Origin of the sequence: Burkholderia sp. Nafp2/4-1b (assembly GCF_003635165.1) — a bacterium.
GTDB lineage: Bacteria > Pseudomonadota > Gammaproteobacteria > Burkholderiales > Burkholderiaceae > Burkholderia.
The window spans coordinates 126,570-150,661 of the sequence record NZ_ML058619.1; the positions used below are offsets into that span (position 1 = coordinate 126,570).

Consider the following 24,092-nt stretch of genomic DNA (forward strand, 5'->3'; position numbering starts at 1 on the left):
GCCATGTCGAATTCCACCGTCGTCGTGACCGGCGTGTCGTCGGGAACCGGGCGCGCCGCCGCAGAGAGGTTCGCCCGACGCGGATGCCGGGTGTTCGGCACCGTGCGCAGCATCGCCGCAACGGCGCCCGTCGCCGGTGTCGAACTGATCGAGATGGACGTGCGCGACGATGCGTCTGTTCAATCCGGAATCCGTACGATCATCGAGCGCGCCGCGCGTATCGACGTGCTCGTCAACAACGCGGGCACGAGCCTGATCGGCGCGGTGGAGGAAACGGCGCCGAGCGAAGCGGCGGCATTGTTCGACACCAACGTGTTCAGCATCCTGCGCACGGTGCAGGCGGTTCTGCCACACATGCGCGCTCAACGCGGCGGCCGCATCGTCAACGTCAGTTCGGTGCTCGGGTTCCTGCCGGCGCCGTACATGGGTCTCTATGCGGCGTCCAAGCATGCGGTCGAGGGGTTGACCGAAACGCTCGATCACGAGGTGCGTCAGTTCGGCATTCGCGCGACGCTGGTCGAACCGTCGTTTACGCGCACCAACCTCGACGTCAATGCGCCGCACGCGAACGCGAAGATCGCCGATTACGACCGTGAACGGTCGCTTGCGTCGCGCGCCGTCGCCGACAACGTGAAAGCCGCACCGGCGCCTGACAACGTGGCCGCCACCATCGTCGATGCAGCGCTCGGCACGTGGCGCATGCGACGCGCGCCGACCGGCGAGGCAGCGCTTTTGCGCATCCTGCGGCGCTTCATGCCGGCGGGCCCTGTCGATTCGAGCCTGCGCAAGAAATTTCGGCTCGCGTGATGCGGCGGAGTGGCGGAACGTCCTTGAACATGAGCCGCCGGGTTGCTGCTGGCCCGATCGTCGTCGCGGCCAAGCGCTGCGGAGTCCGCCCCCGGGCCGCCGAAGCAGTGGTCCACGCCTGGCGCCTGGTAATAGCGAGCGAACGCGCTGACGGCCGATGCGCCCATCGTAGCCTGCAGCTTCTCGTAATACGCCGTCGTTGCACGGTGACTCAAAGCCATGTCTGCAATGCCGTGCCAAAGGAGCAGCTTCCCGCCATGGGCTTGTGCGAGACTACGAGCACTTGCCTGACACGCTTGCCGCGCAATACTTTGTGGTCCTCTCCGTACCGATCGCTCATCCAGATATGCGACACCTCACGAATCGAAGTTGCATCATGATCGGCATCCGGATTTCGAATGGTTCATCAGCGCACATCCGTCATGCATCGTGAGTGCACGCTCGTCCGCCTCCAGCATTGACGGCACCTCTTCGCGAAGGAGATCGATGAACGTCCGGATCTTGGCGTCGAGAAAGCGCCGGGACGGATACAACGCGTAGACGTTCACGGGCTGCGCCTCATATCCCCGAAGAAGCCATACCAGTGCACCCGAGCGCAAACCGGGCAGCGCAACGCCAGCGGGCAGGATCGCGATGCCAAGGTCCCCTGCTACCGCAAGTTCCAGCGCCTCCATGGCATTGACCGTCAAGCGGGACGAACCGATGTCCACTGGGAACGTGTCGGCGGCGCCTCTGAATACCCATTTATCAAACGGAAAAACGGACGTGGTCAATTGCAGGCACTGATGTTCGCGCAAATCTTCCGGCGCTGCCGGTGCGCCATGGTTCGCCAAATACCGCGGGGACGCACACACCACGCCGCGTATTCTCCCGAGCCTCAGACTGACCAACCCGGAGCTTGGCAATTCCGGCGCCAGAACGATCGACACGTCATAGCCTTCCTCGATCATGTCGGGAATGGCACCGGTCATCGTGACATCGACTCCGAGTTCGGAAAACCGTTGCTGATACTTCAGTATTGCGGGCACCACCAGTTGATGGCCAAAGCTCGAAAGCGCGTGAACACGCAGGCGTCCGGTGGGATGTGCCGTTGCCAAGCGCGCCTCGGATTCCGCGTCATCAAGGTTCGAGAGAATCTCCAGGCATCGGCGCAGGTAACGCTCGCCCGCCTCCGTCAGGACAACACGCCTCGTCGTCCGGTTTAACAGCCGGCTACCCAGATGTGTTTCGAGTTGGCTGATGGCGCGTGAAACGGAGGGCGTAGTCATGTTGAGCCGCTTGGCCGCCGAAGAAAAACCCCCATCGTTCGCGACCTTTGCAAAGATGCGCATGCATTGAAACGTGTCCATTGATCGCTCGCCAAAATGGAGAAGCCATGTCGAATGTCCACCGCGACCACCTCGCGAAGTGCCGTAGCAGAAGTCAGCCTCTGGCGTCGAGTGCCCCCGATCGTTTCGCCGTGTCTCCGTCACCAATTGATATTCCGACAGAGCACGTGTGAGGCAAATCTACTTCTCGAAAATGGAGATGTTTTCGGCAAGCCACTGGGTCACGGGCAAAGGAGCTTCCCCCGTCACCTCCTGGACAGTCGTGGTTATTTCACTCATTGCGGAGTCACGGAACAACTGATCCAGACCGACAAGCAAATCCGCGACGTATGCGGGCGACCCTTCCGCCAGTAGAACCTCTCGCTGCTGCTCGAGGGTCCGCTCCGCGTAAATGACATTACGACCCAGCAGCCGTGAAAGTTCATCCGCAATTTCATGCATCGTCATGACATGCGGACCCGTGAGGTGATAAACCCGCTGGGACTCGGGTTCGACTTGCTCAAGCAAAGCAATGCATGCCACTCTCGCAACGTCGCGCGTATCGATGAAATTGACCCGTCCATTACCGGCGGCACCAGCCCACGAATCCGAAGCGATAGCAGCGGCAGACCGTTTGAGAACGTCCATAAATGTGGAGGGTCGCAGTGTTGTCGAGGCCACGGCTTGTCTGGCCAGATGCGCCTCAATTTGCATATGCCACGCCATCGGGTTCAAGCGGGTCGGAGGCCCAAAGGACGAAAGCTTGACGATGTGACGGACCCCTGAAGCAACGGCGGCATCAATCAGCGCGACTTCGTTTGCCACCTGCTGCAATGATGTGCCATGTGAGACGAACAGGCGCTCCGTACCTCGAAGCGCATCGACGAGCGTACGCGGTTCACTGAAGTCCACTCCGGCTGCGTTCACTCCCGGTGGCAAATCAAGTGCATCGGGTGTGCGGGTCAAAGCGACGACGTCGACCGACTCTGAGACAAGAAGGCTGATCAGCGACGAACCGACGCGGCCGGTGGCGCCGGCGATTGCGATACGTGGTCGTTGAGACGTGACGGGTGATCCGACGGTCATGACGAGCCCCTTGATGTATCATGGAACGAACGGTACAAGAATGTTGGAACTATCGTTCCAGCTTGTCAAGCTGTTCCCGAGGATTCCATGAGCGGAAAGCCGCAATTCGACGAAGCGGCCGTGATCGATGCGGCCATGAAGGTCTTTTGGCGCCACGGCTATGCAGCGGCGTCAATCAATCACCTTACCGAGGCGACGGGCCTATCCCGCTCCAGCCTCTACCAAAGATTTGGTGACAAGGACGGTCTCTTCCGTGAGGCGCTCGCAGCGTACACAAAGCGAGTGCTCAGTCGGATGAACGGTGTAGAAGCAGATACGGCGCGGGGGCGTCTCGAAGGGATCCTGCGGGCCTACTTGCCTGCGCTCCCCGACCGGAAACGTCCAGCGGGTTGCCTGATATCGCGAAGCTGCGCCGAAATGGTGGATCTCACAGCGGACGGAAAGGCAGCTGCGCGAGCAAGTGCGGAGCTTCAGTACGAGATGCTTGCAGGCCTCTTGCGCGATGGGATCACGCATGGCGAGTTGCCGAACGACACGTGCGTTGACGCACTCGCGTGGCTTTACCTCGGGGTCCTGCATTCAATTGTGAACTTGCCGCAGGCCGGCGCAAGTGCCGACGCGCTCGATCGCATGATTGACATCGCCATGTCGGCGTGGCCACCTTCCCCGCACGCTCAGCCAGCGTCAACATAGACCGCAAGAAATCTGTCAATACCCTGCGCAGCACGGGTTCGGGCGTGTTTGCCGTCAATCTTGCGGCCGCGACGCCATGCGTGCATCGAACACTTCGCGGGCGGTATCGAATTCGCCGAGATGTTCGAGCATCCAGTCATGGAGCGCCTTGAGGGGCCGTTGCAGCGCACGCCCCAAAGGCGTGATCGCGTATTCGACGGCCACCGGCGAAACGGGTATCACCGTGCGGGAAACAAGTCCGTTTCGCTCGAGCCGGCGCAGACATTGCGTCAGTGCTTTCTGGCTAACGCCCTCCAGATGCCGCTTGATCGCGTTGAAACGCAACGGCCCGCCATCCAGCACCGTCAGGACCATCATCGACCACTTGTCGGATATCTGATCAAACAGAACGCGTGTCGGACAAGCGGCCGGAAAACGCTCGGGCTCAGCGGACATGGTTACCTCGAGTATCCCTAGTGGAAGAAAAGTGCGTAATTGACACTAAGTTTCCGAAGTATACCATCGAGCCTGGTTTCATTTTCTTTGTGTCGGAGGGCTCCGGCCAGCGTAAATCGGCCAGGGTCAACCCAAGGCTCGAGCGGGCCATCAACCTCAACCTAAGGAAGGTTCGTATGTCGGATACATCGCAGATTGCCCTCATCCGGAAGTTGTATGGTGCCATGGGAGACGTAAATGCTTTCAAGTCGCTCCTGGCGGATGACGCAGAGTGGGATATTGCCGAAGGATTTCCCAATGGTGGCGTCTATCGCGGTCTTGATAACACCGTCAATGGCTTCTTTCCGTTCATGGCCGACTTCGACGAGTTCTACGCGAAAGGGGACGAGTTCTTCGAGTCGGGAGATCACGTGATCGTTCTCGGACACTATTTCGCCCTTTCGAAGAAGGGCCGAAGGACGCAATCCCGATTCGCCCATTTCTGGACAATTCGAGACGGAAAAGTCGCGCGACTGCAGCAGACCGCCGACACACTTCTCATCGCACAAGCGCTTGGAAAATGACTGGAGCGCCGCGAATGGAACGAGTAAAACTGAACGGCGCGGACGTCGAATACGATGTCCGCGGATCCGGGGCGCCGGTGGTATTCATCCACGGTGCGATTCTGTCGGATGGGTTCGTGCCAGTGATCGAGCAGGCCGGAATCGCGGAGAATTTCCGGATCGTCCATTACCGGCGCCGTGGCTACGCCGGCAGCTCACGTGCTGTGGCCGGCATGTCGATGCAAGAGTGGGCTGGTGACTGCATCGCCTTATTGGATCACCTGGGCATTGCGTCGGCGCACGTGGCAGGGCATTCCTTTGGCGCAGGCATCGCATTGCAGATGGCGATCGATGCCCCGAGCAGAGTGCGGACGCTGGCATTGCTGGAGCCGCCGCTCGGGGCATTGGTACCGTCCGCGGAGCAGTTCGCGGAATGGACGACGACTGTCCGCGAGATCTACGACTCAGGAGACAAAGCTGCGGCCGCGGACATGGTCTTGGCAGGCGCGTATGGACAGGACTACCGGCGATTCACCGACGGCGCCCTGCCTGCGGGTGCGTTCGATCGCGCGGTATCCGATATCGACACGTACTTTCAGGTCGAACTCGGGGCCATGCTGCGCTGGGATATCACAACCGAAGGCCTGAAAGACATTCGACACCCGGTGCTGTCGATGCGCGGCAGCGATACATTGCCGGTGTTCTTTGAGGGCGCTGATCTAATGCAGCGGTGGATTCCGCAAATCCACACGGTGTCGATACCGTGTGCGGGCCACGACTTGCCGGGCAGGAATCCCGCCGCCGTCGCCACTGGTCTCATCCAGTTCTTCACGACCTGCGAGCCGGCACCGGTTGAGCGCGCCGGCGCCCGCCGGATGCGCCGGGCCGGATAGGATCCGGCCGCGCCGTCATCCTCGATGGCGTCTCCTACAGCAGTCGCGGACTACACGCCCGATAAAGCCGTAATGGCTTCCCGGCTTCCGACCCGTTCCCGAAGCCGGAATTTCTGGATCTTTCCCGTGCCGGTCTTGGGCAATACTCCGTAGACGACGCGCACGGGGCATTTGTAATGGGCAAGCCGTTCTCGGCAAAAGCGGATGATCTCGGCTTCGTCCGGCACCGCGGCGCCGGGCTTCAACTCGATGAACGCGCACGGCGATTCGCCCCATTTGGCATCGGGCTGAGCGACTACAGCCGCGATCAGAACCGCCGGATGCCGATGAAGAACGTCTTCGACCTCGACCGAAGAAATGTTCTCTCCGCCCGAGATGATGACGTCCTTCGAGCGATCGGTGATCTGGATATAGCCGTCCGGGTGCACTACGGCAACGTCGCCCGTATGGAACCACCCATCGCTGAACGCAGCCGCCGTAGCGGCCTCGTTCTTGAGGTAACCCTTCATCACGACATTGCCGCGGATCAGCAGTTCGCCTTGCGTCTGGCCATCCCAGGGCACGGGCGCACCGCTTCCCTGATCCGCGACCCGAAGCCCCTCCAGGCCCGCCGCGCGACTTCCCTGTCTCGCCATGAGACGCGCCTTGTCGTCCGACGACAGGCCGTGCCAGGCGGGCTCGACGAAGCAGCTCACGGGCGTACCCGACGCTTCGGTGATGCCGTAGACGTGCTCGACTTCAAAGCCCATTTCCGACACTGCCTTCAGTACGGCAGCAGGTGGAGGCGAACCCGCCGTTCGCACACGGACCGTATGCGGCACCGGCAAGCGCTCGGATTCGGGCGAACTGGCCAGCGATGCGAGCACGATGGGTGCCGCGCAGAAGTGGTCGACACGGTGCCGCCGAACGGCCTCGAGGATGTTCGAAGCCGTCACCTTTCGCAGGCAAACATGCGTGCCCGCCGCCGCCGTGATGGCCCATGCGAAACACCACCCGTTCGCATGAAACAACGGAAGCGTCCAGAGGTATACCGGGCGACGCGGCATGCCCCAATCCGTCAGTTGAAGCATGCTCATCAGATACGTGCCGCGGTGGCTCGGGACCACCCCTTTGGGATCGGCAGTGGTTCCGGACGTGTAGTTCAGCGCGATTGCATCCCACTCGTCCGACGGCCAGACGCCGGGAAAATCGGGATCGCCTTCGGCCAGGAACGCCTCGTACTCGATTTCCCCGATCGGATCTCCCGACGTCGCCTCGATATCGGCGATATCAATGATCAGCGGCTTGTTCTCGAGCTGTTCAAGCGCGCTTGCCGCCAACGACGAAAACTCGCGGTCCACCAGCAGGATCTTGCACTCGCCATGACGCAGGATGAACCGGACACCATCCGCATCGAGCCGGCAGTTGATCGCATTGAGAACGGCCCCGGACAACGGCACCCCGTGATGCGCTTCGACCATCGCCGGTGTGTTCGGTGCAAGGATGGATACCGTGTCTCCACGCGTGATCCCGCGCTTGACCAGCGCGCTGGCAAGACGACGACATCGCGCCCTCGTCTCCCGCCAGGACTGCGTCGATTCTCCATGAATGATGGCGGTGTGATCGGGATACTGGTCCGCGCATCTGTCGAGAAAGCGAAGCGGTGTGAGGGGCACGTAATTGGCCTGCGTTCGATCCAGCCCTTTTCCATAGATGCTTTCGCTCATTTTCGCGTCTCCTAATCGGTTCATGAATGCTCGCCCTTGGACGCATCCCGTCCTTTCTTCTACAGCAGTCTAGAGAAGGTTCGGTGCGCGAATTGTCACCCCCGAGACATTCCCGCCGACCATGCGGATTTCACCGAAGCGAAACGCCGATTGTCTTGTGCAAGACATTGGCGTTGCGCGTAGATGGCTACTCTCGTCGTGTGGATGTGCGGTTCGCACGATTCGATAGCGAGGTCGTAGATGGAACGAGTAGCAGCACCACCGGATGAACTCTCCGCGATCCGGTCGGCGGTTGAATGGGCAATCGCGACGCGACGCAGCGTAAGAGCCTATCTGCCGACGCCAGTACCCGAGGAGACCATCAACGCAATTCTTGACGTGGCCCGCTATGCGGCGACCGGCGTGAACATTCAACCGTGGAAAGTCCACGTCGTCACCGGCGCGGCTCGAGACCGCGTATGCAACGCGATCAAGAAAGTCGACGCCGATCCGTCGCTGGCAGACATGCACGCCGACGAGTGGAACTACTACCCGAACGAGTGGGTTTCCCCCTACATCGACAGACGGCGCGCGCTCGGATGGACGCTATATGGGCTGCTCGGCATCCGGAAGGAAGATAAACCGAGGATGCGCGAACAGCACGGGCGCAACTACCAATTCTTCGATGCGCCCGTCGGGCTGTTCTTCACCATCGACCGCGTGATGCAGCAGGGCAGCCTGCTCGACTACGGCATGTTCCTGCAGAACATCATGATCGTCGCGCGCACCTACGGTATCAGCACGTGCCCGCAAGCCGCGTTCATGAAGTATCACAAGATCGTCGAGAAGGAACTGGGCCTCGGGTCCGAAGAAATGTTCCTGATCGGAATGAGCGTGGGCTACGCGGACGAAAGCCGTATTGAAAACGCGCTTGTCTCCGAAAGAGCGCCTTGTTCCTCGTTCACCGTCCACCACACCACCTGAGTCCGCCGACAGAGCGGGCGTCGCTTGCAGCACCCACGCTATCCACAAGGAAATGGAGGAGACAATGAGCAACGAAATCGATGTCCAGAAGGTTGTACAAGGTGCAAGATTCTCCCGCTTTCACGGCTTGATCCTGTTCTGGTGTGTCCTGATCCTGGTGCTCGATGGCTACGATCTCGCCGTCGTTGGCGCGGCGCTGCCATCGATCATGAAAGATATGGGCGTCAACGCGGCAAAGGCCGGCTTCATGGCGAGTTCGGCACTGTTCGGCATGATGTTCGGCGCCATGTACCTCGGAACGCTGGCCGACAAGATCGGTCGACCCGTTTCCATCTGTGCATGCATCGGGCTGTTCAGCGCATTTACCGCTGCAGCCGGTCTTACGCACGATCCCGTGTCGTTCAGCATCACGCGGTTCATGGCCGGCCTTGGAATCGGCGGCGTCCTTCCGATCGTCACCGCGCAGATGGGCGAGTTCGCACCGCGTGCCATCCGGGCGCGCCTCGTCACGATCGTGTTCGCCGGCTATTCGATCGGCGGGATTCTCGTCGCGCTGACAGGCAGGCAGATGATCGAATCCTATGGCTGGCAATCGGTCTTCTTTCTCGCGGGGACACCGGTGCTGCTCATACCGTTCATCCTGATGACGATGCCCGATTCCGTCGCATTCCTGGTACGGAAAAATCGTGCCGGGAAGATTGAAGCGATCATCCGGAAGATCGCCCCGCACGTGCGGCTTCAACCCGGCGACCGTTTCGTCATGCCGCAGCAGGCAATGGGCAGCACGCCCGTGGCGAGCCTGTTCCGCGATGGCCGAGGATTCAGCACGGTCATGATCTGGATCGCGTTCTTCATGGGTCTCTTCATGGTGTACGCGCTGAGCTCCTGGCTGACGAAACTCATGGCAATGTCGGGCTACAGCCTGGGATCGGCATTGACGTTCGTACTCGTCTTCAATGTCGGCGCGGTCGTGGGCGCGATCGGCGGAGGGTGGCTGGGCGACAAGTACAACATCAAGTACGTGCTGGTGGCGTTCTACGCCGCGGGAGCCGTTTCGCTGGCGTTGATGGGATACGCCAGGTCCACGGAACTGCTGTTCCTGATCGTGTTCGTGGTCGGCGGCTCGACGCTCGGCACCCAGCTCCTGGCGTACGCGTATGCCGGAGAGTTCTACCCCGCGGTGATCCGGTCGACTGGCGTGGGGTTCGCGTCCGGTGTCGGTCGCCTTGGCGCGATTGCCGCGCCCGTGCTGATCGGCTTGCTGGTCACGATGCGCCTGCCTCTCGAACAGAATTTCCTGGCGATCGCGATTGCCGGCGCGCTGGGTACCCTCGCGGTCACGATGATCGACCATCGCCGCAGCGCAGTATCGCGGCACGACATGGACGCGGCCCCCGCGCGCGTCGATGCCTCGTCGTCCGCCAGCAGCTAGGCGGCTCATTTCCCGCTCGGCCCGGTCGAAGCTGGTTGCGGCTCGCGCTCACGCCGACGTTGCAGGAACGCCGGCGCGGGAGGCGCCGCGCGGGCAGCCGAAGGCTGGGTGCGTGCCGGGCTCCCCGCAGGAGATGCCGACGCACCGCGCGCCGCCCGTGCAGACGATGTCGCCATCACGCAGTCGTTACTGGCTTACTGGCAATACCGGAGCGCCGGACACACCACGCAAGCAAAACGTGATGATGGCCGTCACGTGGGCGCTGGCCTGCTCGGCATCGGGCGCGGCGCTGCCGGTGAGCGGGACGACCAGTCCCTCGAACAGGCACCCGACAATGCAATCCGCCGAAGCCATCGCATCCTGTGCCGGGAACTCCCCGTTTGCCATCCCCTGCTCGATGATCGTCTTGAATACCCTCGCCAGCGCTCTGTGAAAGGTCAGGCGCATTGCCTCGACATCGGGCTCGACAGGTTCGGCGACCAAGGAATAGGCCAGGCGCCGCCCCCGCAACGCGCGGTTGGCGAACGTCCAGACGGCGGCACCGAGACGCTCCGCCGCCGTGCCGTCGCGCATGGCGATGCCGGCGACAACATCGACTTCACGCTGTGCCGTCGTCCTGACCACCTCGACCATCAGATCCGTCTTCGATGCGAAATAGCGGTACAGCGTGCCGATCGCGATTCCAGCGACTTCCGCGATCGCAGATATCTGCGCGTCGCGAAACCCCACTTCCGCAACCAGATCGCGTGCGGCCTTCACGATCAACGGATGCTTGTCGGCGCCTCTACGGCGAACGCGAACACGCGCCGGACCAACTGGAATTTCCATTTCATTTACCGTCACATCCGAAGCACGCGCAGGCATCCCGCCGTGCTTGACTGCACCACAACGATCGCAAACGTCGAATCGTCCGATCGTTGGCTCCCTGTACGTTTCGAATGATACGCCTGCGGGAAAGATCGGGCATGGGTTCGCAATCTGCCGGTACAAACACCTAGCGCCCGCGTCTTGACAGTGGGCATACCGGAACCTACTCTTAAGTGAATCTTAATTCTATTTAACAGATCGAGCGGCACCTCCGAATTTTCCCGAACGGCACACCGACCCGTCTCCACGTGATGCGTTGCGTCGGGAGCCCTCACGCCAACGGCACGCTACTGTTCCGACCGATGAACCAACTTTGTGGCATGCAAACCATCGACGCAACGCGGGAAGCGGTGCCTCCGCCCACGGAGATGGCACACCCCGGCAACCGCGCAGATCCCGGCGTCCGAAACCATGACGACGGTGGCGGCAACCCGGCAGGCCTCACCGTCGACGCGTTTCTGGCGCGCTGCTCCTGGTACGTCAATCTGACCGATGGCCAAAGGGAGATGGTCAAGCGCGATTGCTTCGACCGGTCCTACGCGCCCGGTGCGATCGCTTGCCACCGGGGTGACGCCGTGGACCATTGGCTGGGCGTAATCGAAGGCATCGTCAAAGTCGATACCGCGTCGAAAAAAGGCCGTGTCGTCACGTTCGCGGGCATCCCGGCCGGCTCGTGGTTCGGGGAAGGCAGCGTGCTGAAGGACGAACCTCGCGCGTACTCCGTCACCGCGGTCCGTGACAGCCGGTTGGCCTTCATGCCTCGTGCGACGTTCTTCCGGCTCCTGGAGAACAGCCATACGTTCAGCCGCTATGTGATCGACCAGCTCAACGCCCGATGCGGCTACTACATCGGTCTGGTTCAGAACTTGCGGATACAGGAGGCGCCCGCCCGCGTCGCGTTTTGCCTGACCGAGCTTTTCAACCGCCAGTTGCATCCTGCCACGGCGATGACGCTCGGCTTCTCGCAGGAAGAGATCGGCAGGCTTTCGGGGCTCTCCCGCCAGAATGCCAATCGCGCGCTGCGCACGTTGGCCGATGCAGGCCTCATCCTCGCCGAATACGGCGCGGTGCATATCCTGGATCTCGAGGGGCTGAGGGAATTCGCGCATTCGGAGGATTGAATCCGCGCACCTGGCAGGTACGGATGGCTCGGCCGGCAATGAAGGCGAACTTCGGGTCGGTAGAATCGGCTTCGGCAGGACTGCGATGTTCTTTCGCTATTCGGGCCCTGCCGCCATCTCTATCGCACCGCCACCGCCTTGATCTCGACGATGTAGCCCGGCGAGCCGCCGAGCATGTGCGCGCCGACCGCGGTCCATGCCGGCCGCGGATGCGCATGGAAATACCGATCGCGCACCTGCATGAACAGCGGCAGGTCACGCATGTCGGTATGGAACGTCGTCAGGTCGACCACGTCGTCGAGCGACGCGCCGCCCGCTTCGAGCACGCGCTTCAGGTTCTCGAACGCCTGCACGATCTGTGCTTCTCTATCCTCGACCAGTTCCATCTCCGCGTCGCGGCCGATCTGGCCGGATACGTACACGGTATCGCCGACCTTGATCGCCGGCGCATAGCCGATCTTCTCGTACACCGCTTCCATTCCCGCCGGAATGATCGCTTCGCGTTTGCTCATGAGGGTCTCCGTGGCCGGGCTCGTTGCACCGGCCGGTTGTTTGTTTGATGATCGTTACGCGGCCGCCCGGTCGCGGCGCCCGCATGCCAGAAGAATCACGCAGCCCGCCCCGCGTGCAACTCAACCCGTATCGCCGCCCGCGACCGGCAGCACCGTGCCGGTGATATAGCTCGCTTCATCCGACGCAAGAAACAGGATCGGCGCGATCTGCTCGTCGAGCGTGCCGTAGCGCTTGAAGTACGTCGACTCCGTCACCTGCCGCACCGCTTCGGCCATCCACGCCTGTTCCTGCGCGTTGTCGCCGGCCGCATTGCGCGGCACGCGGCGCGGCGGCGCCGTGGTGCCGCCGGGCGCGGTCGCGACCACGCGGATGTTGTGCTCCGCGTATTCCATCGCGAGCGCCGACGTCAGCGCATTGACGCCGCCCTTCGCCGCCGAGTACGGCACGCGACGAATCCCGCGCGTCGCGTTCGACGACACGTTGACGATCGTGCCGCCACCCGCGGCCAGCAAGTGCGGCAGCACCGCGTGGCAGCTGTAGAGCGTCGGCATCAGCGAGCGGCGGATTTCCGCGTCGATCTGCTCGGGCTCGAACTCGGCGAACGGCCGCATCCGGATCGCGCCGCCGACGCCGTTGATCAGCACGTCGATCCGGCCGAACGTCGCGACCGCGCACGCCATCGCCGCGCGCGCGCCGTCGTAGGTCTCGAGATCGGCGACGAAGCCGGCCGTATTGCCGCCCGGCGCTTCGGCCGCCACCTCGGCGACGAAGTCCGCGCGATCGACGAACAGCACCCTGCCGCCCTCGGCCGCCGCGCGCAGCGCGACGCCGCGACCGATGCCCTGCGCCGCGCCGGTAACGACGACGACCTTTCCGGAGAATCGTTCCATGGTCATGCCGCCTTTGCCGTCACGTTCGGCGTGAACTTCTCGTAGTGGAAGCTGTTGGGCTTCACGCCCTGGTCGTCGAAGTACTGGCGCACCGCATCGACCATCGGCGGCGGGCCGCACAGATACACATCCACGTCGCCGTCGTTCAGCGCATCGGCCGGAATGTGCTGCGTGACCCAGCCCTTGCGTTCATGGCTCGATGCCGCATCGGCCACGACCGTCGCAAAGCTGAAGTTCGGCAGCTTCGCCGCATACGCTTCGATCGCGTCGACCAGCACGAGGTCGAGATCTCGCGTCACGCCGTAGATCAGGTGGACCTTCTGCTGCGAACCGTTGCGCGCGAGCACTTCGAGCATCGACAGGAACGGCGCGAGGCCTGTGCCGCCCGCGAGGAACAGCAGCGGCCGCTCGACGTCGCGCAGGTAGAAGCTGCCGAGCGGCCCGTTCAATTCGAGCGTGTCGCCGGGTTTCGCGGATGCGAGCCACGTGCTCATCACGCCGCCCGGAATCTTCTTGATCAGGAAGCCGACCTTCGTGTCGCCCGGCGCGGACGAGAACGAATACGACCGGTGCTGGCCGCTGCCCGGCACGCCGATGTTCACGTACTGGCCCGGCAGGAACACGGGTGCGGCCGCATCGACCTCGAGCTCGAGCACGATCGCCGCGTCGTTGTGCGGCTCGACCCGGGTCACGGTCGCGGCGAACGCGCTGTGGCCGGTCTTGCACGCGACCGACGACGTCGGCACCGCGATCACGCAGTCGCTCTCCGGCACCATCTGGCACGTCAGCACGAGGCCGCCGTCCTTCTCGTCCTCGGTGAGCGCGTCGTCGATGTAGTCGTCGCCGAGATCGTAGGTGCCGCTTTCCGCGCGGCACTTGCAGGTGCCGCACACGCCGTCGGAGCAGTCCATCGGCAGGTTGATCTTCGCGCGGAACGCGGCGTCGAGCACCTTCTCGCCGGCCTTGCAGTCGATGAAGCGGGTGACCCCGTCCTCGAAGTTCAGTGCAATCTTGTAGGTGGACATGACCTCGTCTCCCTGTATTACGTGTCGAAACAATCGGCGTCAGACGTGATACACGTCGAGCACCTGCCGGATGTAGTCGTTCTTCAGCACGATCTTCTTGTTCGAAATCAGCAGCGCGTCACCCACCTGGCGGAGCGTGACGAACATCGTGCCGAAGAAGTGATCGGTCACGCGGTAGCGGTGGTTCAGCGTGTGGAAGTTGTAGCGCACGTCCACCTCGCCGTCGCGCTCGGCCAGCACCTCGACGTTCGTCACGTTGTGACTGGTGCGCGGCTCGGGCGTCGACGCGCCGCTGCGCTCGGTCTTGATCCGGAACACACGATCCTCGAGGCCACCGCGGTCCGCGTAGTACATCAGCGAGATTTGGCTATGCGGATCATCGGTCGGCCGGTCGTCGTCGTCCCACGCGGGCATCCAGTACGTGACGTCCTCGGTGTAGCAGGTCAGCCACGCGTCCCACTCGCGATCGTCGAGCAGGCGCGCTTCGCGATACAGCGTCGCGCAAATGGTCCGGTAATCGATGCTCATGCTGCCACCTCCGCGCGTTCCTGCTTCAGTGCCTCGCGCATCACGTGCACCCAGTGTTCGTGCTGGCACACGAACAGCCCTTCGTCCTCGCTGCGCTCGCCCGAGATGCGCGGGTTCAGCCCCATCTTCTTGGCGTTCTCGTCCGGCCCGTGGATCCACAGCGGCGCGCCGCGCGACAGGTCGTTCCACATCGCCGTGATGCCCGCGTAGCCGGACTGGCACGCGCGAAACTCCTCGAGATCGTCGGCCGTGCCCATCCCGGTCACGTTGAAGAAATCCTCGTACTGGCGAATCCGCGTCGTGCGATCGGCTTCGCTCTCGCCCTTCGGCGCGAAGCAGAAGATGCTGACTTCGGTCTTGTCGACCGCGAGCGGGCGCACCACGCGAATCTGCGTGCTGAACTGGTCCATCAGGAACACGTTCGGGTACACGCACAGGTTGCGCGTCTGGTTCACGATGAAGTCGGCCTGCACGTCGCCCACGCGCGCCTTGATCTCGTCGCGGTGCTGGTACACGGGCCGCACTTCCGGGTTCATCGTCTTGGTCCACAGCAGGATGTGGCCGTTGTCGAAGCCGTACACGCCCGCGACCGACTTGCTCCAGCTGTTCGCATCGACGGCCTTCGTGCCGTCTTCCTTGCGGCGGCCCATCGTCGCCGCGTAGTTCCAGTGCACGGTGCTCACGTGATAGCCGTCGCAGCCGTTCTCCATCTGCATCTTCCAGTTGCCTTCGTAGATGTAGGAAGAATTGCCGCGCAGCACTTCGAGGCCGTTCGGCGCCTGGTCGACGATCTGGTCGATGATCACGCGCGCCTCGCCGAGATAGTCCTCGAGCGGCAGCACGTCGTCGCTGAGGCTGCCGAACAGGAAGCCGCGATAGTTCTGGAAACGCGCGACCTTCTTCAGGTCGTGCGAGCCGTGCGTGTTGAACTGCACCGGATACTCAGTGGTCTTCTCGTCCTTCACTTTCAGCAGCTTGCCGGTGTTCGAGAAAGTCCAGCCATGGAACGGGCACGTGAAGCTGCCCTTGTTGCCGTGCTTGCGGCGGCACAGCATCGCGCCCTTGTGCGCACACGCATTGATCACCGCGTGCAGCTCGCCGGTCTTGTCGCGCGTGATGACGATCGGCTGGCGGCCGATCCACGTCGTGTAGTAGTCGTTGTTGTTCGGGATCTGGCTCTCGTGGGCGAGGTACACCCAGTTGCGCTCGAAGATGTGCTTCATCTCGAGCTCGTACAGCGCCTCGTTCGTGAAGATGTCGCGGCGGCAGCGGAAGATGCCGGCCTCCTTGTCGTCCTGCACGGCGGTCGCGAGCAGGTGGTCCAGTTCGGTGGTGGGGTCGATCGTGGCGGACATGTTGGTTCCTCCTGCGCGCGTGACGGGTCCTGCAAGCACGCTCGCATGGGTTTCGATTGAATCTCGCGGGGGCTCGGGCGGCGGCGGCGCCAGCGCGCCGCCGTGCCGTCGGGCGGGTTATGCCGTGGCGGAAGCGCGCAGGCGTTCGACGATCTGGTTGTCCTTGCCCTCGACGCGCGGCGTCAGGACGAAGTTGAACTCGATGTCCTGGTACGTGTCGGCCTTCATGCCGAGCGCGGCGCCGCCGGTCTTGTCGGTGACGGGCGGGATCAGCTCCTCGCGCGTCGCATACGCGAAGTCATCCCAGATCAGCGGGTCGCCGTCGATGTTGAACTGCGTCGTCAGCTTGCGGTGGCCGTCGCTCGTCACGAAGAAGTGCACGTGTGCCGGGCGGTTGCCGTGACGGCCGAGGCGGTCGAGCAGCTGCTGCGTCGCGCCCTGCGGCGGGCAGCCGTAGCCGACCGGCATCAGCGTGCGGAACTCGTATTTGCCGTCCGCGCCCGTCTTCACCGCGCCGCGCAGGTTGAATTCGCTCTGCTTGCCGGTCGGGTCGAAGTGCGAATAGAAACCGTGCGAATTCGCGTGCCAGCACTCGACCAGCGCGCCGGCCACCGGCTTGCCGGCGAGGTCCTTCACCGTGCCGTGGATCACGAGCGGGCCCGCGCCTTCGTCCGCGTCGAGGTCGATCCTCGCGACGCCGTCGCGCACCGGCGCACCGGCGACGTACAGCGGCCCCTCGATCGTGCGCGGCGTGCCGCCGTCGAGGCCGAGCGCCTCGTCCTCGGCATCCATCCGGATGTCGAGATACTTCTCGAGGCCGAGGCCGGCGGCGAGCAGCGCCGCTTCGCCGTCCTGGCCGAGCTTGTTCAGGTAGTTCACGCCGGCCCACACTTCGTCGGGCGTGATGTCGAGGTCGTCGATCGCCTTGAACAGGTCGCCGAGCAGCCGCAGCACGATCTGCTTCGTGCGTGCGTCGCCGCCCTTCGCGTCATTCGCGCTCGCGTTCGACGCCGCCTTCAGCAGATCCTGTACTTCCTTCGTTTCGAAAACTTTGACGCTCATGATGGTGTCTCCACGTGTATTGGGGGAATGGTGACCCGGCGTGCTCGCTGCGGGTGCAGCGGCGACGCCGTGGTTCAAACGTCGCCGTCGTGTATCGACGACGGGTGGCGACACAACGGCGTCACCGAAATCTTCATGTACGGGAACAGCGGCAGACCGGTCAGGATTTCGTGCAGCTCGGCGTTGCCCGACACGTCGAACACGCTGTAGTTCGCGTATTCGCCGGCGATACGCCAGATGTGGCGCCACTTGCCGCTGCGCTGCAGGTCCTGTGAATACGCTTTCTCGCGGGCCTTGATCTCGTCGGCCACCGCGGCCGGCAGGTCAGCCGGGATGTTGACGTCCATACGTACGTGGAAAAGCATCGTGATGTCCTGATACGGTGTCGCGTTACGCGGGTTGGCGGGAGACTTTGGTCAGCCCGTCGCGGGTGAAGCGCGCGACCTTCGCTTCGTCGAGTTCGATGCCGAGGCCCGGTCCGCTCGGCACCGTCAGTTCGAAATCGCTGTAGTCGAGCGGGGTCGTCAGAATTTCCTCGGTGATCAGTAGCGGTCCGAACAATTCGGTGCCCCACTGCAGGTTCGCGAAGCTCGCGAACAGATGCGCGGACGCCACCGTGCTGAACGCGCCTTCGAGCATCGTGCCGCCGTACAGCTCGATGCCGGCCGCATCCGCGATCGCCGCGACGCGCTGCGCGGCGAAGAGACCGCCGCTCTGCTCGATCTTGATCGCGAACACGTCCGCGCCGTGCTGCTTCGCGATCTCGAACGCGCTGTCGGGGCCCTGCAGGATTTCATCGGCCATCAGCGCGACCGGGAAGCGGCGCATCAGCCGCGCGAGCGCGGCGGCGGATGCCACCGGCTGCTCGACCAGTTCGCACCCGGCATCGGCCAGCGCCGGAATCGCGCGCGCGGCCTGCGTTTCGCTCCATGCCATGTTCACGTCGACGCGCACCGATGCGCGCTCGCCCACTGCCCGCTTGATCTCGGCCACGTGCCGGATGTCCGCGTCGAGCGCCTTCGCGCCGATCTTCAGCTTGAACACGTTGTGGCGGCGCAGGTCGAGCATGCGTTCGGCTTCGGCGATGTCGGTCGCCGTGTTGCCGGATGCGAGCGTCCATGCGACCGGCAGCCGATCGCGACGGCGGCCGCCGAGCAGTTCGCTGACCGGCACGCCGAGACGCTTGCCGTGCGCATCGAGCAGCGCGGTTTCGAGCGCGCTCTTGGCGAAGTGGTTGACCTTCGCGAGCTTGCCGAGGAACGCCATCAGCGTCTGGATGCGCGTCGCATCCTTGCCGATGATCGCCGGCGCAAGGTATGCGTCGATCGCCAGTTTCATCGCTTCGGGACTTTCCGGGCCGTAGGCCATCCCGGCGATCGTCGTGCCTTCGCCGACACCCGTCACGCCGTCGCTGCAGGTCACCTTCACCAGCATCAGCGTCTGGCCGTGCATCGTGGCGACCGACAGCTTGTGCGGACGGATCGTCGGCAGGTCGACGAGGCGGGTTTCGATGCGTTCGATGGTGACTGGGGACATGGGGCACGCTGCGTGTGGGGAGTTCATGGAACGGATTTATACGCGGCGGGGAAATGGGGCGTCCAATACTTTTGGACGTGTTTTTTGATACCTGACAGGTATTGAAATCTGGCTCGCGATACGAAATATTGCGGCGCGCCATACCTTTTCTGGCTAGGTATGAGGGCGGAGAGGCTTGATGGAGCGCGGTCGCGCGTGTTTGAGGTGTGATCGGGGTGCGGGGGCGATGCCGCTGCCTACGGCGGCGAGAAATCGGCTTGAAACCGGTGGTCTACCGACAGGGATCAGGGTTTTCCTGAGGGAAAAACGATGGTGGGCGGCGGTTCGACTTTCTGCTTCGGCCAGGAAGAATGATCGCGCGCAGTCGGCATGCGAACGTCGCTAGTAGTCGTCTATTTGCCTCTGTGCGCCAAACAGTCGTTTCCGCACCATCAGCCCAAATTTACCTACGGCGGATTCGAAGAAGTAAACTCACATGGGTGCGCCCTACCGGAGCTGTCGCAATGGACAAGTTGGTCGAACCTGCCGTCCGCTACCGATTCGGCGCAACAGAGGTAGATCCTGCCCGTCGTGAGGTGATTCATGAAGGTCTGGGCGTCCGCGTTGGCGACCGCGCATTCGACCTGCTTCAACTCCTTATCGAGCAGCGTGGGACGGTTGTAAGCAAAGACCAGATCATGAAGGCCGTCTGGCCCCGAAGAGTGATTGGCGAGAATACGCTTGAGGCACAAGTATCCTTGCTGCGCCGCGCGCTAGACAACGACCGCGACGCTATCCACACGGTTGCCGGCCGCGGCTATCAATTCGTAGCCAACGTTACCGTCGATGCGACCGCAGGTCCCCTCTCCGCGAGCACCGACTCGTTGCCCGAGCGCGGCGCGACAGCGTTGCACGCACGAAGTCTTCCCGCTTATGTTTCACGTCTTATCGGGCGCGAAACCCAACTCTCCGAGGCAGCGGGGCTGGCCCTGTCTCGCCGCTGCGTCACTTTCGTCGGCGCCGGCGGCGTCGGCAAAACGCGTCTGGCGATTGAGGTGGGCCGACAGCTGATAGTGAATTTCCCGGATGGAGGCGTCCTTATCGAACTGGCCGCGACTTCGTCCGCGGAGTATCTCCCAGCCACTGTCGCAACCGCTTTCGGCTTTCCCCCGGGAGACGGAACCCACGACCTCGAAAAGCTGGCTCCGAGCCTTCGCGATCGACGGCTCCTTATCGTCGTCGACAATTGCGAGCATCTGATCGAAAGCGCGGCTCGACTGGTCGAAAGGCTGCTCTAGGTGGCGCCCCGGTCGACCGTAATCGCGACGAGTCGCGAGGCATTGAGGATTGGCGGCGAGCACATCTATCGCGTGCCCTCGCTCGATATGCCACAACCAGACGAATCAGAAGATTTGGGACGCTACGGGGCCGTTGAGCTTTTTATCGAACGGATCGGCAACGGATCAGATCACCTGACCGATTTGTCCTTGCCGTTCATCGCTCGCATTTGCAGACAATTGGATGGCATCCCGCTCGCGATTGAACTTGCCGCCGCGTGCGCTGCCGCGTTCGGGATACAAGTCGTCGCAGAGCGACTCGATGACCGTTTTCAGCTTCTCAGGAACGGATGCCGGACAGCGCTCCCCCGGCAGCAGACCTTGCTTGCCACGGTGGACTGGAGCTACGCACTCTTGCCTGCAACCTTGCAGACGGTATTGCTTCGCCTGAGCTTGTTCGCTGGCGCCTTTACGCTCGATTCAGCGCAGAGGATGCTCGAGGGCACTGGCATGTCGGCGCACGAGATTGCGACGGCCATTGGCGAACTCGTCGAAAAATCGCTCCTCTGCACGGTCCCGAGTTTTCCACAAATGAATTACAGGATGCTGGACACGATCCGTGTGTTTGCGCGTGAACGCCTCGTCGAAAGCGGCACGAGCGACGAGTGGCGCGCCCGGCATGCCAAGCATATTCTCGATATTTTTCGCACTGCGGAAAAGCTTGCCGAGGCGCGAGCTGAAATCGACTGGAATCGGAGCTTTGGTCTATATCTCGAGGATCTTCGCGCGGCGATCGACTGGGGATTCTCAACCGAAACGCAGACAGCGACAGCGATCGATCTTGTGGTCACCAGTGTCGCTCCGTCGATGCAGCTCTCATTGATTGAAGAGTGTCTGCGCCGTGTCGATACCGCGCTGGCTGCACTGCACCGTCTTTCCTCAGAAGATGGCCGGTCGTGGATACTGAGCGACTGGGAGATGAAGTTGCATGCAGCTCAAGGCGTCTGTCTGCTGTTTCAGAGTGTGGGTGCCCGGACAAGTGAGGCTTTCACGATCGCTCTGGCGCTCGCGGAGAAGGCAAACAACGTCGAATATCAACTCCGTGGCCTATGGGGTTGCTGGAGCCATGCGTATCTCAATGGCAGGCACGCCGAGGCGCTTGCATTTGCATCGCGGTTTGCGAACCTTGCCAAGCAATCGCAGTGGCCGGCCGACCGCATGGTAGCGCGGAGAATGGCCGGCATTTCGCAGCTTTGTCTTGGGCGGCTCCGCGAGGCCCTTGGCGAACTCGAACACACGAATGTGCTTGACGGCCGGGCCAGCCGTGCGGAAAGAATTCGCTTCCTCTACGACGAGCACTGCATGACCCATGCGGTGCTCGCGCAGGCACTTGCGTTTCTCGGGCGACACGGCGAGGCAGCGCAGAAGGCGCAGCAAGCGCTCGACAACGCGCACTCGCTCGACCATCCAGCGTCGATCTGCTATGCATTGAGCGAAGCGCTGTGCCCTACGGCATTGCTGCGCGATGACGACACACTCGAGCCTGCAGTGCGGGCGCTCATCGGCGCTACTCGCAGGCATGGCGTGTCCACATGGAAAGCACGAGCGGAAATGTGGCATGGCCTGCTGGCGCTGCGCGCGGGGCAGATCGAATCATACGAAGCCAGCATTGTGCCGTCACTCGATGAAATCGGGGAGGCCAGGTATTGCGTGGTTCTCACTGCCTTCCTCGCGGAAACCGCCATCGCACTGGCGCGACTCGGAAGAGTCAGCGAAGCCACTGCTTTTCTTGATCGAGCGATTGCGAGAGCGACAGCGATCAACGATATCTTTTCCTGCACGGAACTGCTGCGCGCCAAGGTAGACCTCATGCTGCTCCAACCGGGCGCCGACGCCGTGCGGCGCGCAGAACCCATTCTCAACCATGTGATGCAACTCTCGCGTCGGCACGGTTTCGTGGAGTGGGAAGCGCGTTGCAGGCGTAGCCTTGAGCGGCTATTCGAAATCACGGGAAAGTCATCGTCTTCTTCCGGGTAAGACAATCCGTGTTGACATGGCTGCGGCGACCGCGCGGTTGACTCGGGCATGTGAGTTCATCCCGTTAAGACGTGGCCGCCTCCTGAAACCGAAAAATTCAGGACTTTTCAGCGCAACAAGGGGCGACCGTTCGAGCTGTCCGCTAGTCTGGACGTACTTGCCGACCGACCGGCAAGCGTCACAGGAGCAGCGCTCATGGCAACCCACGGGACGATGGTCAGCTTCAAGCGTCCGGATGGCCGAGAACTCACGGGCTATCAGGCCGAACCCTCCCAAGCGAACAGTGCGCCGGCTGTTCTCGTGATGCAGGAATGGTGGGGACTCAACGACCAGATACGGGGGGTCGCGGACAGGCTGGCAAGCGCGGGCTACCTCGCACTTGTTCCCGATCTCTACAGAGGCCGGACTACCGTCGAGGAAGACGAGGCGCACCATTTGATGAACAGCCTCGACTTCGACGAAGTCGCCTCGCAGGACATGGGCGGGGCGTTGCAATACCTTGAAACAAGGTCGCGCCGCATTGCGGGGATGGGCTATTGCATGGGGGCAGCGCTGACGTTGCTTGCTCTGTGCCGCCACCCGGCGCTTTCCGCGGGCGTTCTCTGGTACGGCTTTCCGCCCCTCGAATACGTCGATCCGACAAAAATCCACGCGTCGATCATCGGGCACTGGGCGGTTCAGGACGCCTTTTTTCCCCTTGAAACCGCGAATGAACTGGAACATCGCCTGCATGGCGCGGGTGTAAGCGCGTCTTTCCATCGTTACCTCGCGCATCACGGCTTCGCAAACGAAACTGCGGTCGGTCCGCGGCGCATATCGCGCACGCAGTTCGACCCAGTCTGGGCGCAGAAAGCGTGGGATCGCACTTTCACTTTCCTCGGGCGGACCATGTGGAGGTACGACTAAGGTAACGCCGCAGGCGCCGGGTCAAACTGAAGGAAGTGACCGGATTTACCAAGTCCCGCTCACTTTGCTCCCTTCGGGTCGCTACCTGGCCGCTGCGCACCCACCGTGCAGTCATGCTTTGCGACTGTCGATCAGAAGGAGAATAGAAATGAAGGAAGACCATCCGGCAATCGCGGTCGCGACCCGTCGACAGATCTTGAAGGCCGCCGCATCGGTCGCGGCCATCTTTGCGGCATCACGTGCAGCGCATGCCGCCCGGCAGGACACGACAACCCCGGCAGGACATACGTTTCGAGGAGATCGCACCATGAACTTTGTCAGAACAAAAGACGGCGTCGAGATTTTTTACAAGGACTGGGGCAGCGGTCAACCGATCGTTTTTTCCCATGGCTGGCCATTGAGCGCTGACGACTGGGATACACAGATGTCGTTTTTCTTGAGCCACGGATATCGGGTAATCGCTCATGATCGCCGCGGGCACGGCCGCTCGACCCAAACAGCCCACGGGCACGATATGGACCATTACGCCGATGACCTGGCCGCGCTCACCGCTCATCTCGATTTAAAGAATGCCGTCCACGTAGGACATTCGACCGGAGGCGGAGAGGTCGTGCGCTATATTGCGCGTCACGGCGAAAGCCGCGTATCCAAGGCGGTGCTTATTGCTGCGGTACCCCCGCTTATGGTCAAGACGGAAGCGAATCCGGGCGGCCTGCCCAAAGAAGTATTCGACGGATTCCAGGCGCAGGTGGCGAACAATCGCGCGCAATTCTATCGCGACGTTCCCGCGGGTCCCTTTTATGGCTACAACCGCTCCGGGGCAAAGCCCTCCGAAGGCGTCATCCAGAACTGGTGGCGTCAGGGCATGCAAGGGGGCGCGAAAGCGCACTATGACGGGATCGTCGCCTTTTCGCAGACGGATTTTACGGAGGACCTGAAGAAAATCTCCGTCCCGACACTGGTCATGCACGGCGACGACGACCAGATCGTACCCTACGCTGATTCCGCGCCTTTGACCGTCAAGTTGCTGCGCAGCGGGACGCTCAAGACCTACAAGGGCTTCCCGCATGGCATGCCTACGACGGAAGCAGAGACGATCAATGCGGACCTTCTGTCATTCATCAGATCCTAG

General features: G+C 62.4%; 24 protein-coding genes and 1 pseudogene. 11 read left to right on the plus strand and 14 right to left on the minus strand.

Annotated features, from left to right (window positions below):
- The first annotated feature begins 3 nt into the window (after positions 1-3).
- On the plus strand, positions 4-807 hold the full coding sequence (locus C7H84_RS27245; RefSeq protein WP_121861683.1) for an oxidoreductase: 804 nt from the start codon (positions 4-6) through the stop codon (positions 805-807).
- Between the two features lie 92 nt (positions 808-899).
- Here C7H84_RS27245 and C7H84_RS37600 read toward each other — a convergent pair.
- From C7H84_RS37600 to C7H84_RS27260, 3 genes and pseudogenes are all read right to left on the minus strand, one after another.
- A pseudogene (locus C7H84_RS37600) lies at positions 900-1,151 on the minus strand (tannase/feruloyl esterase family alpha/beta hydrolase); the annotation flags it as partial.
- Between the two features lie 30 nt (positions 1,152-1,181).
- Entirely contained in the window at positions 1,182-2,156 is a 975-nt protein-coding gene (locus tag C7H84_RS27255; RefSeq protein WP_121861684.1) for a LysR family transcriptional regulator, read from the minus strand.
- A gap of 159 nt (positions 2,157-2,315) precedes the next feature.
- The gene (locus tag C7H84_RS27260; protein WP_121861685.1) at positions 2,316-3,200 is read right to left on the minus strand and encodes an NAD(P)H-binding protein; all 885 of its coding nucleotides are present in this window, start codon (positions 3,198-3,200) and stop codon (positions 2,316-2,318) included.
- Positions 3,201-3,287: 87 nt separating this feature from the next.
- Here C7H84_RS27260 and C7H84_RS27265 point away from each other — a divergent pair, with 87 nt between their 5' ends.
- On the plus strand, positions 3,288-3,893 hold the full coding sequence (locus C7H84_RS27265; RefSeq protein WP_121861686.1) for a TetR/AcrR family transcriptional regulator: 606 nt from the start codon (positions 3,288-3,290) through the stop codon (positions 3,891-3,893).
- 54 nt (positions 3,894-3,947) lie between these two features.
- Here C7H84_RS27265 and C7H84_RS27270 read toward each other — a convergent pair whose 3' ends face one another.
- Positions 3,948-4,328 (minus strand): helix-turn-helix domain-containing protein, encoded by a 381-nt coding sequence (locus C7H84_RS27270; RefSeq protein ID WP_121861687.1) that lies wholly within the window; start codon positions 4,326-4,328, stop codon positions 3,948-3,950.
- Between the two features lie 20 nt (positions 4,329-4,348).
- On the opposite strand from C7H84_RS27270, the gene C7H84_RS27275 reads away from it, so the two are divergent.
- Both C7H84_RS27275 and C7H84_RS27280 read left to right on the plus strand, forming a co-directional pair.
- On the plus strand, positions 4,349-4,891 hold the full coding sequence (locus C7H84_RS27275) for a nuclear transport factor 2 family protein (RefSeq protein ID WP_205611466.1): 543 nt from the start codon (positions 4,349-4,351) through the stop codon (positions 4,889-4,891).
- Between the two features lie 14 nt (positions 4,892-4,905).
- Positions 4,906-5,763 carry an alpha/beta hydrolase gene (locus C7H84_RS27280; protein WP_162999375.1) on the plus strand — a complete coding sequence of 286 codons (858 nt, stop codon included), beginning with the start codon at positions 4,906-4,908 and terminating at the stop codon, positions 5,761-5,763.
- 50 nt (positions 5,764-5,813) lie between these two features.
- Here the strand turns inward: C7H84_RS27280 and C7H84_RS27285 are convergent, their stop codons facing one another.
- Complete coding sequence (locus C7H84_RS27285; RefSeq protein ID WP_121861689.1) at positions 5,814-7,469, minus strand: acyl-CoA synthetase; 1,656 nt, start codon at positions 7,467-7,469, stop codon at positions 5,814-5,816.
- Between the two features lie 240 nt (positions 7,470-7,709).
- Here C7H84_RS27285 and C7H84_RS27290 point away from each other — a divergent pair, with 240 nt between their 5' ends.
- Positions 7,710-8,432: a nitroreductase gene (locus C7H84_RS27290; protein ID WP_121861690.1), complete on the plus strand. Its 723-nt coding sequence runs from the start codon at positions 7,710-7,712 to the stop codon at positions 8,430-8,432.
- Between the two features lie 64 nt (positions 8,433-8,496).
- Positions 8,497-9,864, plus strand: a complete 1,368-nt coding sequence (locus C7H84_RS27295) for an MFS transporter (protein WP_121861691.1) — start codon at positions 8,497-8,499, stop codon at positions 9,862-9,864.
- Between the two features lie 186 nt (positions 9,865-10,050).
- Here C7H84_RS27295 and C7H84_RS27300 read toward each other — a convergent pair whose 3' ends face one another.
- Complete coding sequence (locus C7H84_RS27300; protein WP_121861692.1) at positions 10,051-10,692, minus strand: TetR/AcrR family transcriptional regulator; 642 nt, start codon at positions 10,690-10,692, stop codon at positions 10,051-10,053.
- A gap of 545 nt (positions 10,693-11,237) precedes the next feature.
- Here C7H84_RS27300 and C7H84_RS27305 point away from each other — a divergent pair.
- The gene (locus C7H84_RS27305; RefSeq protein ID WP_121861846.1) at positions 11,238-11,852 is read left to right on the plus strand and encodes a Crp/Fnr family transcriptional regulator; all 615 of its coding nucleotides are present in this window, start codon (positions 11,238-11,240) and stop codon (positions 11,850-11,852) included.
- A 119-nt stretch (positions 11,853-11,971) separates the two neighbouring features.
- Here the strand turns inward: C7H84_RS27305 and C7H84_RS27310 are convergent, their stop codons facing one another.
- From C7H84_RS27310 to C7H84_RS27345, 8 genes are all read right to left on the minus strand, one after another.
- Positions 11,972-12,364: a RidA family protein gene (locus C7H84_RS27310; RefSeq protein ID WP_121861693.1), complete on the minus strand. Its 393-nt coding sequence runs from the start codon at positions 12,362-12,364 to the stop codon at positions 11,972-11,974.
- A gap of 120 nt (positions 12,365-12,484) precedes the next feature.
- Positions 12,485-13,261 (minus strand): benzoate diol dehydrogenase BenD, encoded by a 777-nt coding sequence (benD, locus tag C7H84_RS27315; RefSeq protein ID WP_121861694.1) that lies wholly within the window; start codon positions 13,259-13,261, stop codon positions 12,485-12,487.
- Complete coding sequence (gene benC, locus C7H84_RS27320; RefSeq protein ID WP_121861695.1) at positions 13,258-14,280, minus strand: benzoate 1,2-dioxygenase electron transfer component BenC; 1,023 nt, start codon at positions 14,278-14,280, stop codon at positions 13,258-13,260. The genes benD and benC overlap by 4 nt, the downstream gene beginning before the upstream one ends.
- A 39-nt stretch (positions 14,281-14,319) precedes the next feature.
- Positions 14,320-14,808 (minus strand): benzoate 1,2-dioxygenase small subunit, encoded by a 489-nt coding sequence (gene benB, locus C7H84_RS27325; RefSeq protein ID WP_121861696.1) that lies wholly within the window; start codon positions 14,806-14,808, stop codon positions 14,320-14,322.
- On the minus strand, positions 14,805-16,163 hold the full coding sequence (locus tag C7H84_RS27330; RefSeq protein ID WP_121861697.1) for a Rieske 2Fe-2S domain-containing protein: 1,359 nt from the start codon (positions 16,161-16,163) through the stop codon (positions 14,805-14,807). The genes benB and C7H84_RS27330 overlap by 4 nt, the downstream gene beginning before the upstream one ends.
- 117 nt (positions 16,164-16,280) lie before the next feature.
- Positions 16,281-17,225 carry a catechol 1,2-dioxygenase gene (catA, locus tag C7H84_RS27335; protein ID WP_121861698.1) on the minus strand — a complete coding sequence of 315 codons (945 nt, stop codon included), beginning with the start codon at positions 17,223-17,225 and terminating at the stop codon, positions 16,281-16,283.
- Positions 17,226-17,299: 74 nt separating this feature from the next.
- Positions 17,300-17,590 (minus strand): muconolactone Delta-isomerase, encoded by a 291-nt coding sequence (gene catC / locus C7H84_RS27340; RefSeq protein WP_121861699.1) that lies wholly within the window; start codon positions 17,588-17,590, stop codon positions 17,300-17,302.
- Positions 17,591-17,615: 25 nt separating this feature from the next.
- Positions 17,616-18,761, minus strand: coding sequence for a muconate/chloromuconate family cycloisomerase (locus C7H84_RS27345; RefSeq protein WP_121861700.1), 1,146 nt, complete (start codon positions 18,759-18,761; stop codon positions 17,616-17,618).
- Between the two features lie 503 nt (positions 18,762-19,264).
- On the opposite strand from C7H84_RS27345, the gene C7H84_RS27350 reads away from it, so the two are divergent.
- The 4 genes from C7H84_RS27350 (at position 19,265) to C7H84_RS27365 (ending at position 24,092) form a co-directional block, all read left to right on the plus strand.
- Positions 19,265-20,038, plus strand: a complete 774-nt coding sequence (locus tag C7H84_RS27350; RefSeq protein ID WP_162999376.1) for a winged helix-turn-helix domain-containing protein — start codon at positions 19,265-19,267, stop codon at positions 20,036-20,038.
- 42 nt (positions 20,039-20,080) lie between these two features.
- Positions 20,081-22,054, plus strand: a complete 1,974-nt coding sequence (locus tag C7H84_RS27355; RefSeq protein WP_162999377.1) for a hypothetical protein — start codon at positions 20,081-20,083, stop codon at positions 22,052-22,054.
- A 195-nt stretch (positions 22,055-22,249) separates the two neighbouring features.
- Positions 22,250-22,960: a dienelactone hydrolase family protein gene (locus tag C7H84_RS27360; protein ID WP_240462110.1), complete on the plus strand. Its 711-nt coding sequence runs from the start codon at positions 22,250-22,252 to the stop codon at positions 22,958-22,960.
- A 307-nt stretch (positions 22,961-23,267) separates the two neighbouring features.
- Positions 23,268-24,092 carry an alpha/beta hydrolase gene (locus C7H84_RS27365; RefSeq protein ID WP_121861848.1) on the plus strand — a complete coding sequence of 275 codons (825 nt, stop codon included), beginning with the start codon at positions 23,268-23,270 and terminating at the stop codon, positions 24,090-24,092.

Coding starts and splice junctions, on each gene's coding strand:
- C7H84_RS27245 (WP_121861683.1), top strand. CDS start 4: ATGTCGAATTCCACCGTCGTCGTGACCGGCGTGTCGTCGGGAACCGGG.
- C7H84_RS27255 (WP_121861684.1), bottom strand. CDS start 2,156: ATGGACACGTTTCAATGCATGCGCATCTTTGCAAAGGTCGCGAACGAT.
- C7H84_RS27260 (WP_121861685.1), bottom strand. CDS start 3,200: ATGACCGTCGGATCACCCGTCACGTCTCAACGACCACGTATCGCAATC.
- C7H84_RS27265 (WP_121861686.1), top strand. CDS start 3,288: ATGAGCGGAAAGCCGCAATTCGACGAAGCGGCCGTGATCGATGCGGCC.
- C7H84_RS27270 (WP_121861687.1), bottom strand. CDS start 4,328: ATGTCCGCTGAGCCCGAGCGTTTTCCGGCCGCTTGTCCGACACGCGTT.
- C7H84_RS27280 (WP_162999375.1), top strand. CDS start 4,906: ATGGAACGAGTAAAACTGAACGGCGCGGACGTCGAATACGATGTCCGC.
- C7H84_RS27285 (WP_121861689.1), bottom strand. CDS start 7,469: ATGAGCGAAAGCATCTATGGAAAAGGGCTGGATCGAACGCAGGCCAAT.
- C7H84_RS27290 (WP_121861690.1), top strand. CDS start 7,710: ATGGAACGAGTAGCAGCACCACCGGATGAACTCTCCGCGATCCGGTCG.
- C7H84_RS27295 (WP_121861691.1), top strand. CDS start 8,497: ATGAGCAACGAAATCGATGTCCAGAAGGTTGTACAAGGTGCAAGATTC.
- C7H84_RS27300 (WP_121861692.1), bottom strand. CDS start 10,692: ATGGAAATTCCAGTTGGTCCGGCGCGTGTTCGCGTTCGCCGTAGAGGC.
- C7H84_RS27305 (WP_121861846.1), top strand. CDS start 11,238: ATGGTCAAGCGCGATTGCTTCGACCGGTCCTACGCGCCCGGTGCGATC.
- C7H84_RS27310 (WP_121861693.1), bottom strand. CDS start 12,364: ATGAGCAAACGCGAAGCGATCATTCCGGCGGGAATGGAAGCGGTGTAC.
- benD (WP_121861694.1), bottom strand. CDS start 13,261: ATGACCATGGAACGATTCTCCGGAAAGGTCGTCGTCGTTACCGGCGCG.
- benC (WP_121861695.1), bottom strand. CDS start 14,280: ATGTCCACCTACAAGATTGCACTGAACTTCGAGGACGGGGTCACCCGC.
- benB (WP_121861696.1), bottom strand. CDS start 14,808: ATGAGCATCGATTACCGGACCATTTGCGCGACGCTGTATCGCGAAGCG.
- C7H84_RS27330 (WP_121861697.1), bottom strand. CDS start 16,163: ATGTCCGCCACGATCGACCCCACCACCGAACTGGACCACCTGCTCGCG.
- catA (WP_121861698.1), bottom strand. CDS start 17,225: ATGAGCGTCAAAGTTTTCGAAACGAAGGAAGTACAGGATCTGCTGAAG.
- catC (WP_121861699.1), bottom strand. CDS start 17,590: ATGCTTTTCCACGTACGTATGGACGTCAACATCCCGGCTGACCTGCCG.
- C7H84_RS27345 (WP_121861700.1), bottom strand. CDS start 18,761: ATGTCCCCAGTCACCATCGAACGCATCGAAACCCGCCTCGTCGACCTG.
- C7H84_RS27350 (WP_162999376.1), top strand. CDS start 19,265: ATGGACAAGTTGGTCGAACCTGCCGTCCGCTACCGATTCGGCGCAACA.
- C7H84_RS27360 (WP_240462110.1), top strand. CDS start 22,250: ATGGCAACCCACGGGACGATGGTCAGCTTCAAGCGTCCGGATGGCCGA.
- C7H84_RS27365 (WP_121861848.1), top strand. CDS start 23,268: ATGAACTTTGTCAGAACAAAAGACGGCGTCGAGATTTTTTACAAGGAC.